Annotated in this window: 15 protein-coding genes; 8 read left to right on the plus strand and 7 right to left on the minus strand. The window is 66.5% G+C overall.

Annotation, left to right across the window (positions count from 1 at the left end):
- Nucleotides 1–60 precede the first annotated feature (60 nt).
- The 3 genes from P0204_RS13720 to P0204_RS13730 all read left to right on the plus strand — a co-directional run bounded on the left by P0204_RS13720 (nt 61) and on the right by P0204_RS13730 (nt 3,916).
- Complete coding sequence (locus P0204_RS13720; protein WP_276180157.1) at nt 61–627, plus strand: nicotinamide-nucleotide adenylyltransferase; 567 nt, start codon at nt 61–63, stop codon at nt 625–627.
- The gene (locus P0204_RS13725; protein ID WP_276180159.1) at nt 624–1,379 is read left to right on the plus strand and encodes an SAM hydrolase/SAM-dependent halogenase family protein; all 756 of its coding nucleotides are present in this window, start codon (nt 624–626) and stop codon (nt 1,377–1,379) included. The genes P0204_RS13720 and P0204_RS13725 overlap by 4 nt, the downstream gene beginning before the upstream one ends.
- An 80-nt stretch (nt 1,380–1,459) precedes the next feature.
- The gene (locus P0204_RS13730) at nt 1,460–3,916 is read left to right on the plus strand and encodes a DUF5059 domain-containing protein (protein WP_276180161.1); all 2,457 of its coding nucleotides are present in this window, start codon (nt 1,460–1,462) and stop codon (nt 3,914–3,916) included.
- 450 nt (nt 3,917–4,366) lie between these two features.
- Here the strand turns inward: P0204_RS13730 and thsA are convergent, their stop codons facing one another.
- Nucleotides 4,367–5,926 carry a thermosome subunit alpha gene (gene thsA / locus P0204_RS13735; protein ID WP_276223284.1) on the minus strand — a complete coding sequence of 520 codons (1,560 nt, stop codon included), beginning with the start codon at nt 5,924–5,926 and terminating at the stop codon, nt 4,367–4,369.
- A gap of 164 nt (nt 5,927–6,090) precedes the next feature.
- Here thsA and P0204_RS13740 point away from each other — a divergent pair, with 164 nt between their 5' ends.
- The gene (locus P0204_RS13740) at nt 6,091–6,900 is read left to right on the plus strand and encodes an amidohydrolase family protein (protein WP_276223285.1); all 810 of its coding nucleotides are present in this window, start codon (nt 6,091–6,093) and stop codon (nt 6,898–6,900) included.
- Here P0204_RS13740 and P0204_RS13745 read toward each other — a convergent pair.
- Nucleotides 6,897–7,799 carry a glycosyltransferase family 2 protein gene (locus P0204_RS13745; protein WP_276180163.1) on the minus strand — a complete coding sequence of 301 codons (903 nt, stop codon included), beginning with the start codon at nt 7,797–7,799 and terminating at the stop codon, nt 6,897–6,899. The two genes, P0204_RS13740 and P0204_RS13745, sit on opposite strands and share 4 nt — an antisense overlap.
- A 75-nt stretch (nt 7,800–7,874) precedes the next feature.
- On the minus strand, nt 7,875–8,579 hold the full coding sequence (locus P0204_RS13750; RefSeq protein ID WP_276180165.1) for a class I SAM-dependent methyltransferase: 705 nt from the start codon (nt 8,577–8,579) through the stop codon (nt 7,875–7,877).
- 169 nt (nt 8,580–8,748) lie between these two features.
- On the opposite strand from P0204_RS13750, the gene P0204_RS13755 reads away from it, so the two are divergent.
- From P0204_RS13755 to P0204_RS13765, 3 genes are read left to right on the plus strand one after another with little or no spacing between them, the layout of a single operon-like run.
- A complete protein-coding gene (locus tag P0204_RS13755) occupies nt 8,749–9,018 on the plus strand; it encodes a MarR family transcriptional regulator (protein ID WP_276180167.1) in 270 nt (89 codons plus the stop codon).
- Nucleotides 9,019–9,033: 15 nt separating this feature from the next.
- Nucleotides 9,034–9,798 (plus strand): MBL fold metallo-hydrolase, encoded by a 765-nt coding sequence (locus P0204_RS13760; RefSeq protein WP_276180169.1) that lies wholly within the window; start codon nt 9,034–9,036, stop codon nt 9,796–9,798.
- 49 nt (nt 9,799–9,847) lie between these two features.
- Nucleotides 9,848–10,546: a YkgJ family cysteine cluster protein gene (locus P0204_RS13765; protein ID WP_276180171.1), complete on the plus strand. Its 699-nt coding sequence runs from the start codon at nt 9,848–9,850 to the stop codon at nt 10,544–10,546.
- A 19-nt stretch (nt 10,547–10,565) separates the two neighbouring features.
- Here the strand turns inward: P0204_RS13765 and P0204_RS13770 are convergent, their stop codons facing one another.
- Entirely contained in the window at nt 10,566–10,967 is a 402-nt protein-coding gene (locus P0204_RS13770) for a TRAM domain-containing protein (RefSeq protein WP_276180173.1), read from the minus strand.
- A 214-nt stretch (nt 10,968–11,181) separates the two neighbouring features.
- On the opposite strand from P0204_RS13770, the gene P0204_RS13775 reads away from it, so the two are divergent.
- The gene (locus P0204_RS13775; RefSeq protein ID WP_276180175.1) at nt 11,182–11,424 is read left to right on the plus strand and encodes a DUF7123 family protein; all 243 of its coding nucleotides are present in this window, start codon (nt 11,182–11,184) and stop codon (nt 11,422–11,424) included.
- Between the two features lie 36 nt (nt 11,425–11,460).
- On the opposite strand, the gene P0204_RS13780 is transcribed toward P0204_RS13775, so the two are convergent.
- The 3 genes from P0204_RS13780 to P0204_RS13790 form a co-directional block, all read right to left on the minus strand.
- Nucleotides 11,461–12,075 carry a winged helix-turn-helix transcriptional regulator gene (locus P0204_RS13780; RefSeq protein ID WP_276180177.1) on the minus strand — a complete coding sequence of 205 codons (615 nt, stop codon included), beginning with the start codon at nt 12,073–12,075 and terminating at the stop codon, nt 11,461–11,463.
- Between the two features lie 49 nt (nt 12,076–12,124).
- Nucleotides 12,125–13,303, minus strand: a complete 1,179-nt coding sequence (locus tag P0204_RS13785) for an SPFH domain-containing protein (protein WP_276180179.1) — start codon at nt 13,301–13,303, stop codon at nt 12,125–12,127.
- Nucleotides 13,304–13,368: 65 nt separating this feature from the next.
- Entirely contained in the window at nt 13,369–13,950 is a 582-nt protein-coding gene (locus P0204_RS13790; RefSeq protein WP_276180181.1) for an NfeD family protein, read from the minus strand.
- Nucleotides 13,951–13,966: the final 16 nt, after the last annotated feature.

The following is a 13,966-nucleotide window of genomic DNA, read 5'->3' on the forward strand; positions in this document are numbered from 1 at the left end:
TCAGGTCCTCCGCTCGCCTCCGTCGTCGGGTTTATCAAACCACCAGTCACACAGTCGGGTATGCGTGGGTTCTACATCGGGCGGTTCCAGCCCTATCACGACGGCCATCACGCGATGGTCGATCGGATCACCGACGAGGTCGACGAACTCGTCCTCGGGATCGGGAGCGCCGACGACTCGCATACGACACACGACCCGTTTACCGCCGGCGAGCGGATCATGATGATCACCAAAGCCGTCGCGGAGTTCGACCTGACGACCTACGTCGTCCCGCTGGAGGACATCAACCGCAACGCCGTCTGGGTGAGCCACGTAGAGAGTATGTGCCCGGACTTCGACGTCGCCTACTCGAACAACCCGCTCGTCGTCCGACTCTTCGAGGAGAGCGGCATCGAGGTCCGGCAGTCCCCGATGTTCGACCGGGACCGTCTCGAAGGCAGCGAGATCCGCCAGCGGATGATCCACGACGAGTCCTGGCGCGACCGGGTCCCGGACTCGGTGGTCGACGTCATCGAGGAGATCCACGGCGTCAAGCGCCTCCAGCACGTCTCCGACAGCGACTCGCTGGACCGCTACACCGCCGAGGACGAGAAGATCGACCGGCCGGCGGTCGGCGAGGACGGATGATCACGCTCGCGTCGGACTTCGGGACGCCGTATCCGGCCGCGATGCGTGGTGTGATCTGTACGCGGACCGACGCTCGCATCGAGGACATCGCCCACGACTTCCCCCGACAGGACGTCCGTGCCGCGGCGTTCTGGCTCACACAGACGCTCCCGTACTTCCCGCCGGCAGTCCACTGCGTGGTCGTCGATCCCGGCGTCGGCACAGACAGGGACGCCGTCGTCGTCCGCGCCGGCACGCACGCGCTCGTCGCCCCCGACAACGGCGTCGCCCTTCCGGTCGCTCGTGAACTGGCCGATTCTGTCGAGGTGTTCACCTGGGCCTACGACGACCCGGCCAGTTCGACGTTTCACGGGCGGGACGTCTTCGCGCCCGCCGCGGCCGCGGTCCACGAGGCCGGTGTCGACGTCGTCTCCGAACTCGACCGGACGACGCCGACCGACGACTACGTCGACCTGCAGTTCCCGACCGCCGAACTCGTGGACGGCGGCGCGCGCGGCGAGGTACTCGTCGTCGACGGCTTCGGCAACGTCGTCACGAATATACCCGGATCGATCCTGGAGAGTCGTTTCGGCGGGACCGTCACCGTCGACGGCGACCCGATCCCAGTCCGCCGCGCCTACGCGGCCCTCGATCCCGGGGACAGACTGGTGACCGTCGGCAGCCACGGCAACGTCGAACTCGCGGTCACCCAGGGGCGGGGCGACGACGCGTTCGGCGTCGGCGTCGGCGATCCAGTGTCCCTGGCGTTGTAGCCGAATCCGTTCGGTCTATCATGTTTTAGGGTGGCCGAAAAATCGACGGGGTTAAGTTCTTTAGGCCAGCCTAATCAAATATGCCAGACAGACGAGACCTGTTGAAGACGGTCGGTATCGCAGCGAGTGGCCTGCTCGCTGGCTGTCCGGGTTCGAGTTCGAACGCACAGACCGACGACGGATCGACGGCCACACAGACCGAGACGGCCACACGGACCGAGGAGCCGACGGCGACCGCTGAGCCGACGCCGGTCGGCCCGATGACCGCCGTCGCGGCCGAGTGGTCGGTCTACCGTGCCCGACTGTACGACGCCGTGGCGCTCGGGCGCGCCGGTGCGCCCGCCGCAGGGGCGACCGTCGCGGGGAACATCTTCGCTCGCTTCGAGGGGGCGAACGGCGAGTACGGCGCCCACGAACGGCTGGAATCGACATCCGAGGCGGCCTACGAGGGATTCGAGGGAGCGCTCGGTGACCTCCAGTCGGCGCTCTCGGAGGGCAACGTCGAAGCCGCCGCCGACGCGGCGGACACGGCCAGCAGTGCCCTCCAGACCGCACAGCAGGCCGCGACGACCCAGAGGGCGACCCGCGTGTTCGACCTGCTCGTGATCGGATCGCGGGCGAACAACGCCGGCGGCCTGGCCCGCGCTGGAGCCGTCGAGGCGGCCGGGCCGGTCGCCGAGGCGGCCACCATCTCGTTCGAAGACGGCCTCGTCCACGATGTCCTCGAATCGGCTGACGAGGGGGTCTACGAGCGCTTCGAGAGCGCGCTGTCGACGGTGCAGTCGGCGGCCGGTAGCGGCGACGGCGAGGGCGTCGTCGAGGCCGCCGGCACCGCTCTGGACGCCGCTGTCGAGGGAGCCTACGCCATCGCCAGCGCACAGGCGGTCGCCGACACCGGCCACCTCGCGACGCTCCAGTCCCGAGGTTGGGACGCCGCCGCGGTCTCGCTGCTGGGCGGTCCCGGCGCGGACTACGCACACGCGGCGACCCTGAACAGCTACCGGGCGCGGGTCGCCGACGCCCAGTGGCTCGCTCGGCGCGGCGGTACCGACACCGCCGGCCAGATGGCACAGGACGTCTTCGCCCACTTCGAGGGCGCCGCCGCCCACGATCCCTTCGAAGAGGCCAACAGCGAGGCCTACGAGGCCTTCGAGTCCGGGCTCTCGTCGTTGACGACGGCGATCGACGACGGGGACACGAGCGGGATCGGGGACGCGGTCGGGACGGTCGATACGAACCTCGTGGCCGGCATCGAGGCGCTGGCCGGCGGGTCCGCTCCGGTCCTCCAGTCGGGCTTCTTCAAGGCTCGCTTCGCCGACGCCCGGGAACTGTACCGCCAGGACAAGAACGCACAGGCGGTCACCGTCACCCAGGACCTGTTCGAACGGTTCGAGGCCAACGAACTGGACTTCCACGAGACGCTGGAGGAGACCAGCGAGTCGCTGTACGAGACCTTCGAGGAGGAGCATCTCACGAGCCTGATCACCGCCTACGAGAACGGCGACGACGCGGCGGTCGACACCCACCACCAGGGTGTGCTCGACGCGCTGTTGTCCTTCGAGAGCGAGTACACGCCCGCCGTCGCCAGCGGCTCCGGCGCGACGTACATGGCCGCGCTCGGGTTCGACGCGGCTGCGGTCGACGCGCTGGGTCACGACGCCCGGGCGGCCGAACTCGGCCAGCAAGCCCTCGCCTTCTTCGAGAACGGTGCGGCGGGCTACCACGAAGCCCTCGAAGAGGCCGACGAGGAACTCTACCACCGGTTCGAGGACGAGGCGCTCGGCGCAGTGATCTCGGCCGCGCAGAACGGCGAGGACGTCTACCCGCCCGCCAAGAGCTTCGGCGACGCCGCCGTGGAGACGGTGTCGGCGATCACCGCGGCCAGCGGGGGGAGCGACGCGCCGGTCCCGATCGCGCAGGGTATCTTCCAGACCTTCGAGAACGCGTCGGTCCACGACCGCCTGGAGAGCGCCTCCCAGTCGGCCTACGAAGGGTTCGAGTCGGCGCTCTCGGACTACGTCCAGGGGCTCCAGTCCGGCAGCGGTGACCCTGCTTCCTTCGCTGCCGCGGCCCGTACCGCACAGTTCGCCGTCGTGGGTGCCGTCGACGCCGCCCCCAGTGGCGGCACTGGCGGCTCCGGCGGGGAGTCCGAGTCGGACCCGTCTCTCTCGGGCGGGCCGAACGTCGTCGAGGGGGTCCCCGAGGACGCCGACCACGTCGTGGGGATGCAGGCGGTCGCCTTCGACCCGGAGGAACTGACCGTCAACGTCGGCGACACGGTCGCCTTCGAACACGCCGCCGGCGAGGCACACAACGTCGTGGCCTACGACGACGGCATCCCCGAGGGTGCCGACTACTGGGCCTCCGGCGGCTTCGACAGTGAATCGGCGGCCCGCGAAGGCTGGGAGAGCGGCGAGGGTGCCGTCCAGTCCGGCCAGAGCTACGTCCACACCTTCGAGACGGCCGGCGAGCACGAGTACTTCTGTACGCCCCACGAGGCCGCGGGGATGGTCGGAACGATCGTCGTCGAGGAATGATCTAGGCCGGCCAAAGATCGATGCCTTTTTGTGCTTTAGGCTAGCCTAAACAACTGTATGCCGGGTCACCGAGCGGCTTGGTGTGAACGTCTTTGCCGGGGAGAGTGTGTGTCGAGAGACGCCGGCTTCCCGCTCGCTGGACCCGGAGCAAGGAGGACGACGGGGGGTGGCTGTCAGGAACTGTAGCTGTCCATGTTCGGTTCATGGCTGCGCGGCGGCGTCTACCGTGGGCGCGGTTCGTCGCCGCACACACGAGTGCCGACTCGTGTCTGTCCCATCTTCTCGCCCGCGTCCGCGGGCACTCCGGAATCTCCCAGCAGTTTTCGCCGATTCTCCCGACCGCTCGCTCCGGCAGCCACTACTGGCTGTGTTTCGCCGACTCACCGGCTGCTACGGGTGGGGTGTCGACTCGCAAAATAAAAGCGGCTTGTCGAACGTGTCGCCGTGGACTTACGACGAAGAGATGACGTCGTCGATCCGGACGATCATCGTCGCGGCCTCGGTCGCGGAATCGACGGCCTCCCGCTTGACTGCGGCGGGGTCGAGGATGCCGTACTCGACGGGGTCGCCGACGAGGCCCGTCTGACCCTCGCTGATGACGCCTGCGATACCCTCGCTCTCGTGTTCCGAGCGCAGGTCGACGAGCGCGTCGATGGCGTCCAGCCCGGTGTTCTCCGCGAGCGTACGGGGCAGGACGTCGACGGCGTCGGCGAAGGCCTCGACGGCCAGTTGCTTGCGACCCTCGATAGAGGCCGCCTCGCTGCGGATCTCGTCGGCGATCGCGATCTCGGTCGCACCGGCACCGGGGACGACGCCGCCCTTGTCGAGTGCGGCGACGACGACATCCAGCGCGTCGTTCAGCGCGCGCTCGATCTCGTCGACGACGTGGTCGGTGGAACCGCGGGCGAAGACCGTGACGGACTCGGCGGCGGCGCCACCGCGGATGAACGTCACCTCGTCGTCGCCGTGTTTCTCGACGGCGACGCTCTCGGCGTGACCCAGGGCGTCCTCGGTCAAGTCCTCGACGGAGCCGACGCGCTTGGCACCGGTCGTCTCGACGATGTCTTTCGCCGTCGAGGAGTCGACGTTCTCGGCGGCGAAGATGCCTTCCTTGGCCAGGGTCGAGGCGACGAGATCGGAGATGTCGTCGGTGACGAACGCCACGTCGGCGCCGCTGTCGACGATGGCCTTGGCGTAGCCTTGCAGTTCCTCCTGTTCGGCGTCGAGTGCGGCGTTGAGTTCGTCGACGTTCGTGACGTTGTAGCTTGCGTCGATGTTGCTCTCTTTGACGCCGAGTTCGGCGTCGACGACGGCGATCTCCGCGTCCTCGACGGAGGTAGGCATGTTGTCGTGGACGGGCGTCTCGTCGATGATGACGCCTTCGACGAGTTCCGTCGCCGAGGAGGCCGCACCCGTCTGGGTGTAGATCTCGATGTTGTCACGGACGACACCGGTGTCGGTCTTGGCGTGACGGACCGCGTCGACGATGACTTCGGCCAGGCGACCCGCTTCGACGTCGCCGGTGCCTTTGCCGGTCATCGAGGACTCGGCGACCTCGACGAGCGTGTCGTCGTCCAGGTCGACGTCGAGGACGTTCTCCTCGATGGACGCCTGGGCCAGTTGGGCCGCGGCGTGGTACCCTTCGACGATCGTCGTCGGGTGGACGTCGTCGTCCAGCAGGTCCTCGGCTTTCGCCAGCAGTTCGCCGGCGAGGACAGACGCCGTCGTCGTCCCGTCGCCGACCTCGTCCTCCTGGGTCTGGGCGACTTCGACGATCATCTGTGCCGCGGGATGTTCGATATCCATCTCCGAGAGGATGGTGGCGCCGTCGTTGGTGATGACGACGTCCCCGTCGTCGGAGACGAGCATCTTGTCCATCCCACGCGGACCGAGCGTGGTACGTACCGACTCACTGACGGCCTTTCCGGCGGAGATGTTCGATGACTGTGCGTCCTTTCCGTGTGTGCGCTGGGCGTCCTCGTCGAGAATGAAGAGGGGCTGGCCGCCCATGCGTCGCTGGCCAGATGACATATGTGGGTTTCCTCACCTAAAACGTCGTAAGCGGTTCTATATAAAACTTCCGAACAGGGTTCCCCTCGTATCCGCGGACGACGGCGGTCCCACAACTCCGGTTCGCCGGTGGTTTAATGCGGCGGTGGACGTACCGTTCGGTGATGCTCGAACTGGAGCACGGGTTCCGTATCGTCGATGTCGCGGGCCAGATCGAACCCGAGGAAGGACGCCGGCCACGGCCCGGAATCGGCGGTGCCGAGCAGTTCGAGCGCGAGATGCGCCAGGCCGGGATCACGAGAGCCCTCGTCCATCCGAGCACACGGGAAGGAAGTTACCTGAAAGCGAACAACGCCGTCGCCCGGACGACGGTCGGGCGCCCGTTGGTCGCACTCGCTCGACTGAACGGCGTCCAGGAGGTCGGGGACGGTCCGACCGCGGCGCTGCGGAACCTCGCGATCAGTCGCGGTCCCGACCACGTCTCTCCCGAGGATATCGAGCAGTTCGCCTACGACGAGCGGTTCTGTGGGTTCGTGCTCGACCCGGCCGAAGACGGGTTGCCCGACTCCGCGGTGCTGGCGGAACTATCGACGGTTTCTCAACCGGTTCTGGTCCACGGCGGCGAACGGTTCCCCCCGTCAGCGGTCGCCGAATCGTTGCTCGAGGGGGAGTTCCCGGTCGTCCTCTCACATTTCGGTGCCCACCCGCTTCGCAGGGACCTGATGACCGAGGCGATCGACCTTCTGGACAGCTACGACGACCTCTATCTCGACACTAGCCTCGTCCGCTATCGCGACCCGCTAGAGCGGGCGATCCGCGAACACCCGGACCGGGTCTGTTTTGGCAGCGGCGCGCCCGACGCCCACCCCAACGTAGCCGTGATGGAGATCCTGACGCTGGATATCCCGGAAGACGCGATGAAGAAAGTGTTCTCGAACAACCCAGGACGGGTCTTCGACCCGCTGGCGCTCTAGCGCCAGTCGTAGACGGTCACCGCACGGTCGGCCCGCACCGACCGTCCGTTGGGGTTGCGACGGTCGGTCCTGTCCCTGACCGACGCGATGAGGCCGTCTTTCGTCCCGCTGGCGATACCGCCGACGACCGATCGCCCGGTGCCTACCCACTCCGAGAGGGTCGTCTCGTTTCTGAGGACGCCTCGTAACGCGTCGCCGCCGTCCCGGCCCGCGTGGCTGACGATCCGCCGGACGACCGTCGGGCGGAGCCCGTAGTTTTTCACCAGCCGATACGCGAGCGACCGATACTTGTTGCCCCAGTCGGTCGCGAGCATCCCGCCGTCGGACTCGAACTCCCGGCTGGCGGTCATCGAGGTATCCCAGATGACCTCGTGACCCGTCCCGGACAGCCGGTGTGCCAGGTCACGGGCGCCGCCGATAGCCACGGACTCGTCGAACCCGTCCAGTGCCTCCAAGACTTCCCGCCGGAAGGCGACGTTTCCGGGGTTGAAATACGTCACCTGCCGGCCAGCGATCGTCCGTCTCTCCTCGCTGTCAGTCGTCAGCCCGGCCATGAGGCGTTCGTGGGTCGGGCCGGTAACGACCGACCCGGCACCGAGTCCGGCGCGGACCGCGTCGGCCCACCCCTCACTCACCGAGAGAGTCTGATCGACCAGTGCGACGGCCTCGCCGGTAACCCTGTCGAGGCCGGCGTTGCGCGCCGTATTGACCGACCGGTCGGCGATCTCGACCAGCACCGAGACGTCGTCGCGGTCTCTGACCATCCCCGTCGTCCCGTCGGCAGAAGGTCCGTTGACGACGATCACCTCCGCGTCGGGGACGTGCTCGGCGAGTGCGTCCAGACAGCCGGCGAGTTCCTCCCGGCCGTTCAGCGTCGGGACCACCACCGATAGCTCCATGGTATCCGGTAGTTCCCCGGAACCGCATAAACCCCGCGGGGCAGAGTCGTCGTCTCGATGGGCCGCGTTCACGGCCTAGACGTGGGTGTTCCAGTAGGAGACCGACGCGATTTTCTTGCCCAGGGGCGTCCCGCCGATGACGGTGTCGATCGAGCGGAAGGACGCGGCGAGTTCGTTCGGGATCTTTCGATAGAACCCGTAGGGGAGGACCCAATCGTGGGTCGCCTCGGTCAGTTCGAGCCCCGCGCCGTCGAGTAGCCGGTCGACCTCCCACCGGGAGTAGAGCCGCGACCCCATCGGGAGCGCCCAGTTGTACGTCGACCGCGTCGAGAACCGATTGAACGTGTCGAAGACGACCTGCTCTTTGGCGACCCGCCGCATCTCCGCGAGGAACGCCGCAGGCGTATCCGCCAGGTGGAAAAACCGCATCGCCAGCACTGCATCGAAGTGGTCGTCGGGGAACGGCAGGCGGGCAGCGTCGCCGCGCATGAACTCCACGTGGTCGTCGACGTCGGCCGCAGCGGCCTTCTGTCGACCCTGTTGGAGCATCGGGCCGGAGATATCCAGTCCGACGATGTCGGCGCCGCGCTCGGCGAGCATGACGGTAAAGCGTCCGGTACCACAGGCGACTTCGAGGATACTCCGGTCGTCGACCGGTCCGAGCGCGTCGAGTACGGCCTGTTTTTCGCGGCGGTCGATGAGCCGGCCACCGCGGGAGAAGCGCTTGTCGTCGTACTCCTCGGCCACGTTGTCGGCCTGGTACCACTCCTGCCCTTTCACGCTTGGAACCTCCCCGCTGGGAGAATAAAACGATACTGGAATCGATAGTCGGTGAGAAACCGTTGCAGGGAACGCGCATATAAGGTTACATTATACAGTCAATACTCTCTGTATTGTTTGGTCACACATGTAGCCAACTTTTACCAGGATGTTTGTACCTCTGTCCAGTATGAGTACGATCTCCGATGAAACGCTGGCAACTCCCTTCGCGACCGAGGAGTTTCGCGAGCGGCTCCGTGACCTGCCGCCGAGCGCGAAACTCGTCGCGAAGGTGCTCGAAGACGAGGCGCCGCTCTCGCAGGGACAACTGGCAGACGCTTCGTTGCTCCCCGACCGCACCGTCCGGTACGCGCTGAACCGGCTGGAGGATTCCGGACTCGTCGAATCCCGGTATAGCTTCACCGACGCGCGCAAACAGGTGTACTTTTTGTCGACCTGACCGACACGTCCGGGCATGGACTGGACACGGGTCGACGTTCCCGTGGCGACGCGCGCACCGACGGGCCAAACGGCGGCGTATCTGGTCGGGCGGTCGCTCCTGGTCGACCCCGCTGCCGGGAGCGACGCGCTCGACGCTCTCACGTCCAGGGTCGAACACATCGCGGTTACACACCACCACCCCGACCACGTCGGCGGCGTCGCCGACTACGCGGCGGAGACAGAGGCGACCGTCTGGGCTCGTGCGGGCCGGACGGCCGCCTTCGAGCGAGCGACCGGTGTCGCACCGGATCGGACGTTTAGCGAGGGGGGTACGATCCCGACCCGCCAGGGCGCGGTGACGGTGCTTGACACGCCCGGCCACGCACCAGAACACGTCGCTTTCGAGGCTGACGACACGGTTGTCTCGGGAGACCTCGCTGTCGCCGCCGGCAGCGTCGTCGTCGGCGCGCCCGAGGGCGACATGCGGGCGTACCTGACCTCGTTGCGGCGGCTGGTCGCTCGTGCCCCCGACCGTTTGCTTCCGAGCCATGGCCCCCGTATCGACGACCCCCAGCAGGCGTGTCGACGCCTGCTCGCCCACCGTCTCGACCGCGAGTGGCGTGTCCGGGCGGCGGTCGAGGACGGCGCGGCTACTCTCGACGAGATCCTCGACGTAGCCTACGAGAAGGATCTCTCCGGCGTCCGGGACCTCGCCCGTGCGACGGTCCGTGCCCATCTGGAGAAACTCGCGGTCGAAGGCGCGCTCGCCTGGGACGGCGAGCGTGTGGTGCCCGCTTGAGGGCGGCCCGTGACACGCACCTTTTGTCCGCTCGGACGAACAACTGCGTATGGAATCGCTCGAATCCGAACTCGACCGTGCCCGGGACCTCGACGTGGCCGACCTGGCCGACGCCATCGAATCGATCGGGTTCGAGTGTACACGCTGTGGGGCCTGCTGTACGGCCGATGCCGGTTGTGACAGCGAGGCCGAACCCGGAGCTCCCGACGATCCGCACACGGCGACGGTCTTTCCCGACGAGATCCGTCGGCTCCAGGCGTCCGGACCCGGCGATACCGAGTACGACTTCCGGGACGTGGCGCGGCCGATGCCCTACGGGCTCACCGACGGCCCGGACGGCCCCGAGGGCGAGACGTTCGAGTGGGCGCTCCAGACTGACGACTGTGGCGACTGTACCTTCTACGAGGAGACCGACGGCACCGGTGCCTGTACGGTCCACGAGGACCGGCCGCTCATCTGTCGGACCTACCCGTTCAGCGTCGCGCTGGGCGGGACGACACAGCCGATGGGCGATGCGGTCGACGAGGCGGGGATGGTCCGGGCCCACGAGTGTGAGGGACTGGGCCGGGAGATCGACCGAGAGGACGCCGAGGAACTGGCGGCGGCGCTCAAAGAGCGAGCAGTCCGTGAACTCGAAGAAGCGATCGGCGTCCGCGAGCAGTACCAGCCGGTCGAGACGGGGGCCGGCGAGGTCGTCGTCCACGACTCAGAGGGGCAAAAGCGCCCCGACGGAACCCACAGAGAGTGAGTCCGGCCGATCCTGTGACCTAGACGTTCTCGTCGATGATCTCGCCGACCGCGAAGTTCGATTTCACTTCCGTCACTTCGATCTTCACTCGTTCGTCGATCTCGGCACCGGGGACGATGATGACGTACCCCCGCTCGACCCGGGCGATCCCGTCGCCCTGCTTGCCGATGTCTTCGATTTCGACGTACCGTGTCTCGCCGGGCTCGACGGGCGGCTGTGGCTGGTCCGGGGGCGTCTCGCTCGCTGCTCCCTCGCTGTCTGCGCTCTCGTCGTCGGCGGAGATGAGTGCGACGCGATAGGTACCACCGGCCTCGACCGCGCCGGTTTCGATCTCCCGGCGCGGGACCTCCACGACGTATCGGTCACCTTCGTCGGTCACGTCCGCACTGAACAGACACAGGAGTTTCTCCGAGATTTCCAATGTAGTAGACCTCCGTTTGCGCTACTGTTTGCCCATCACTATAGAACTGCCGGACGGTTCAGTGCCTGTTTTCCCCCTGTACCAACCGGCGGTGTAAGCCCGCTGTGGCGGTCTCGATTCCACGACTTGAGACGGAAAACCGCATGACAGCGCGGCGTTAACCGACTGTACCAAACCCCCTAAGGGAGTGTCGGTGTTACCCTGTAGTGTACCAATGAGCGCGACCGCACAGGCGACCGATGCCCCACTCTCGGACAAGCAGCGTCGAATCCTGGAGTACCTCGAAGCCAACGCCGACAGCCAGACCTACTTCAAGTCGCGACTCATCGGCGACGAACTGGAGATGTCCGCCAAGGAAGTCGGCGCAAACATGACCGCCATCGCCAACAGCGCCACCACGATCGACGTCGAGAAGTGGGGCTACTCCTCGTCGACGACGTGGATGGTCGAAGCGTAGCTCCCCCACCGAGAACACCGCTATCGAACCGTCTCCTTACTCGGGATCGTACCGAACCAGCGAGTCCGCCTCGCTCGCCAGTGCGGCGGCGTCGTCACCGAAGGAGTCCGCGTAGCGGACCAGCAGCGTCAACACCGTCTCCGGGTTCGTGATCGCGTAGCCGTCGGCCCGCGAGAGCAGGCCGGCTGCCTCCAGATCGCCGGCGTAGTTACTGACAGTCGGCCGTGAGACACCCAGCTCGTCGGCCAGTTCCGCGGCCGTCACCTCCGGGGTTCGAAGCAGCGTCACGAGCATCCCTCGGGCAGTCTCACGCCGGAGGAAGCCCAGAACCACCTGTTCCGTCTCGGAGAACTGCTCGGCCGGGAAATATCGGCGGTAGTCCCCGTCCTTTCGAGAGGTGACGACGTTCTCGTTTTCCAGGCGGTGGAGGTGGTGCTGTGTCTCACCCGTCCCGAGTTTGAGGTCGTCACGGAGCTTCGAGAAGTGCGTTCCGGGATGGGCCGAGACGTAGCCGGCGATGGCTCCGGGAGCGTCGCTGTCGCTGCCCCCGTTGTCCTCGCCGAACCGGGCAAACGGGCTCGCTGCGCCGAGGGCGGCAAAGCGACGCAGCGTATCCCGCTTGTCCTCGTCGACGTCCCCGTCCCGACCCATAATCTATGTCGAGGGAGGCGATTCTGCTGTAAAAAGGCTTCGGCTACTGTCAGTTCGGTGGGTCGCTGCCGTCGTCGTCGGGACCGCCGGCGACGTCGGTCTTGCTGGGATCGTTGTCGATCTCGGCGTCCATCTCTTCGATGACGTCGTCGGCGCTGTCGACGCCGGAGTCTTCGCCGTGTTTGATCTTCTGGGCTTCCTCTTCCATGGCTTCGACGTCCACCTGTGCTTCCTCGTCGATCTGGCCGAGGATCTCCTCGATGTCGTCCAGGCCGAGCATCTCGCGGGTCTCCTCGGTGAAGTCCAGCGCTTCGAGGGTGTGGCCGTTCTCCTTCACGTCGGAGCCCTGGAGGTGCTTGCCGTAGCGGCCGACCAGCGACGTGAGCTCCTGCGGGAGGACGAAGGTGGTGGACTCGGACTGACCCATCCCTTCCAGCGTCTCCATCCCCTTGTCGATGATAGCACGTTCGCCCATCGACTCGGCGGATTTCGCACGCAGGACCGTCGAGATGGCGTCACCCTGGGCTTCCAGGATCTGGCTCTGTTTCTCACCCTGGGCGCGGATGATGTTGGACTGCTTGTCACCTTCCGCGGTCTCGATGGCGGAGCGCCGTTCACCCTGGGCCTCCAGGATCATAGCACGGCGTTTCCGCTCGGCGGAGGTCTGTTGCTCCATGGCCTGCTGGACGTCCTTGGAGGGGTTGACCTCGCGGACCTCGACGCTCTCGACGCGGACGCCCCACTCGTCGGTGGGTTCGTCCAGTTCCTTCCGGATGCGGGCGTTGATCTCACCGCGCTTGTTGAGCGTGTCGTCCAGTTCCATGTCGCCCAGGACGGCACGGAGGGTCGTCTGGGCGAGGTTCGAGACGGCACGCTCGTAGTTGTCGACTTCGAGGAACGCCTTCTTGGGGTCCATCACCTTGATGTAGACGACGGCGTCGGCGGTCACCGGCGAGTTGTCGCGGGTGATCGCTTCTTGCCGCGGAACGTCTAACGTCTGGGTCCGCATGTCGAAGCGGGTGACGTCGGAGACGAAGGGGTAGATGAAGTGAATTCCCTGGTCGAGGACGCCCCGATAGGTACCCAGGACCGTGTAGGCACCTTTCTGGTACGGCCTGATGATCACGACGCTGGAGTACACCAGCGCGATAGCGATGAGCAGGAACACCACGGCGACGAACCCGATGACGCCACCGAGAATTTGCAGCGGTACTAGCGCGGGGAGCATAACGCCTGGAACTCCGTCTCCCTCGAAGAAAAGCCTTCGGTGTCTGTGTCACATACTCACGTCTGTCACGCTTTCTCCGACTCGGTCGACCGCTCCCGATCCCGTTCGAGCGCGCGGTCGATGTCGTCGCCGGCCGCCGCGACCCGCTCGACCTTGAGGACGTTCCCGCCGCCGGGATCGACGACCAACACTTCCTCGCCTTCCTCGATGGTCCCGTCGATGCTGCGGGCCTGATAGTACGGGTTGAAGCCGCCGTCTTCGAGTTTGACCTGGCCCTCGGATTCCGTGACCCGTTCGGTGACGACGCCGAACTGGCCTTTCAGCGAATCGGAACTGAGCGTCTGCCCGCGGCCCGGCGCAGCGAAATCCAGCTTCCGGTACCCCCACAGCGTCACTGCCGTCGTCGCCAGGACGACGACGGTGAGGACGACCGGTGCGAGGATGCCTAGGCTCGCAGGGATGAACAGGCCGACCAACCCGGCGGTCAGGAGCGCGACGCCGAGCACGAAGAAGTGTGTCCCCGGTGCCAACGCCTCCCCGACGATGAGACCGGCCCCGGCGAGAAACAGCAGTACCGAGAGGGACAGCCCGAACAGTGGGTCGACCTGGGCAGGGGCGAAGACAGGGACAGTCAGCGAGCCTACCATAGCAGCCGCTAGGGGC

The sequence above is a fragment of the Haloarcula halophila genome (assembly GCF_029278565.1).
GTDB classification, from domain to species: domain Archaea; phylum Halobacteriota; class Halobacteria; order Halobacteriales; family Haloarculaceae; genus Haloarcula; species Haloarcula halophila.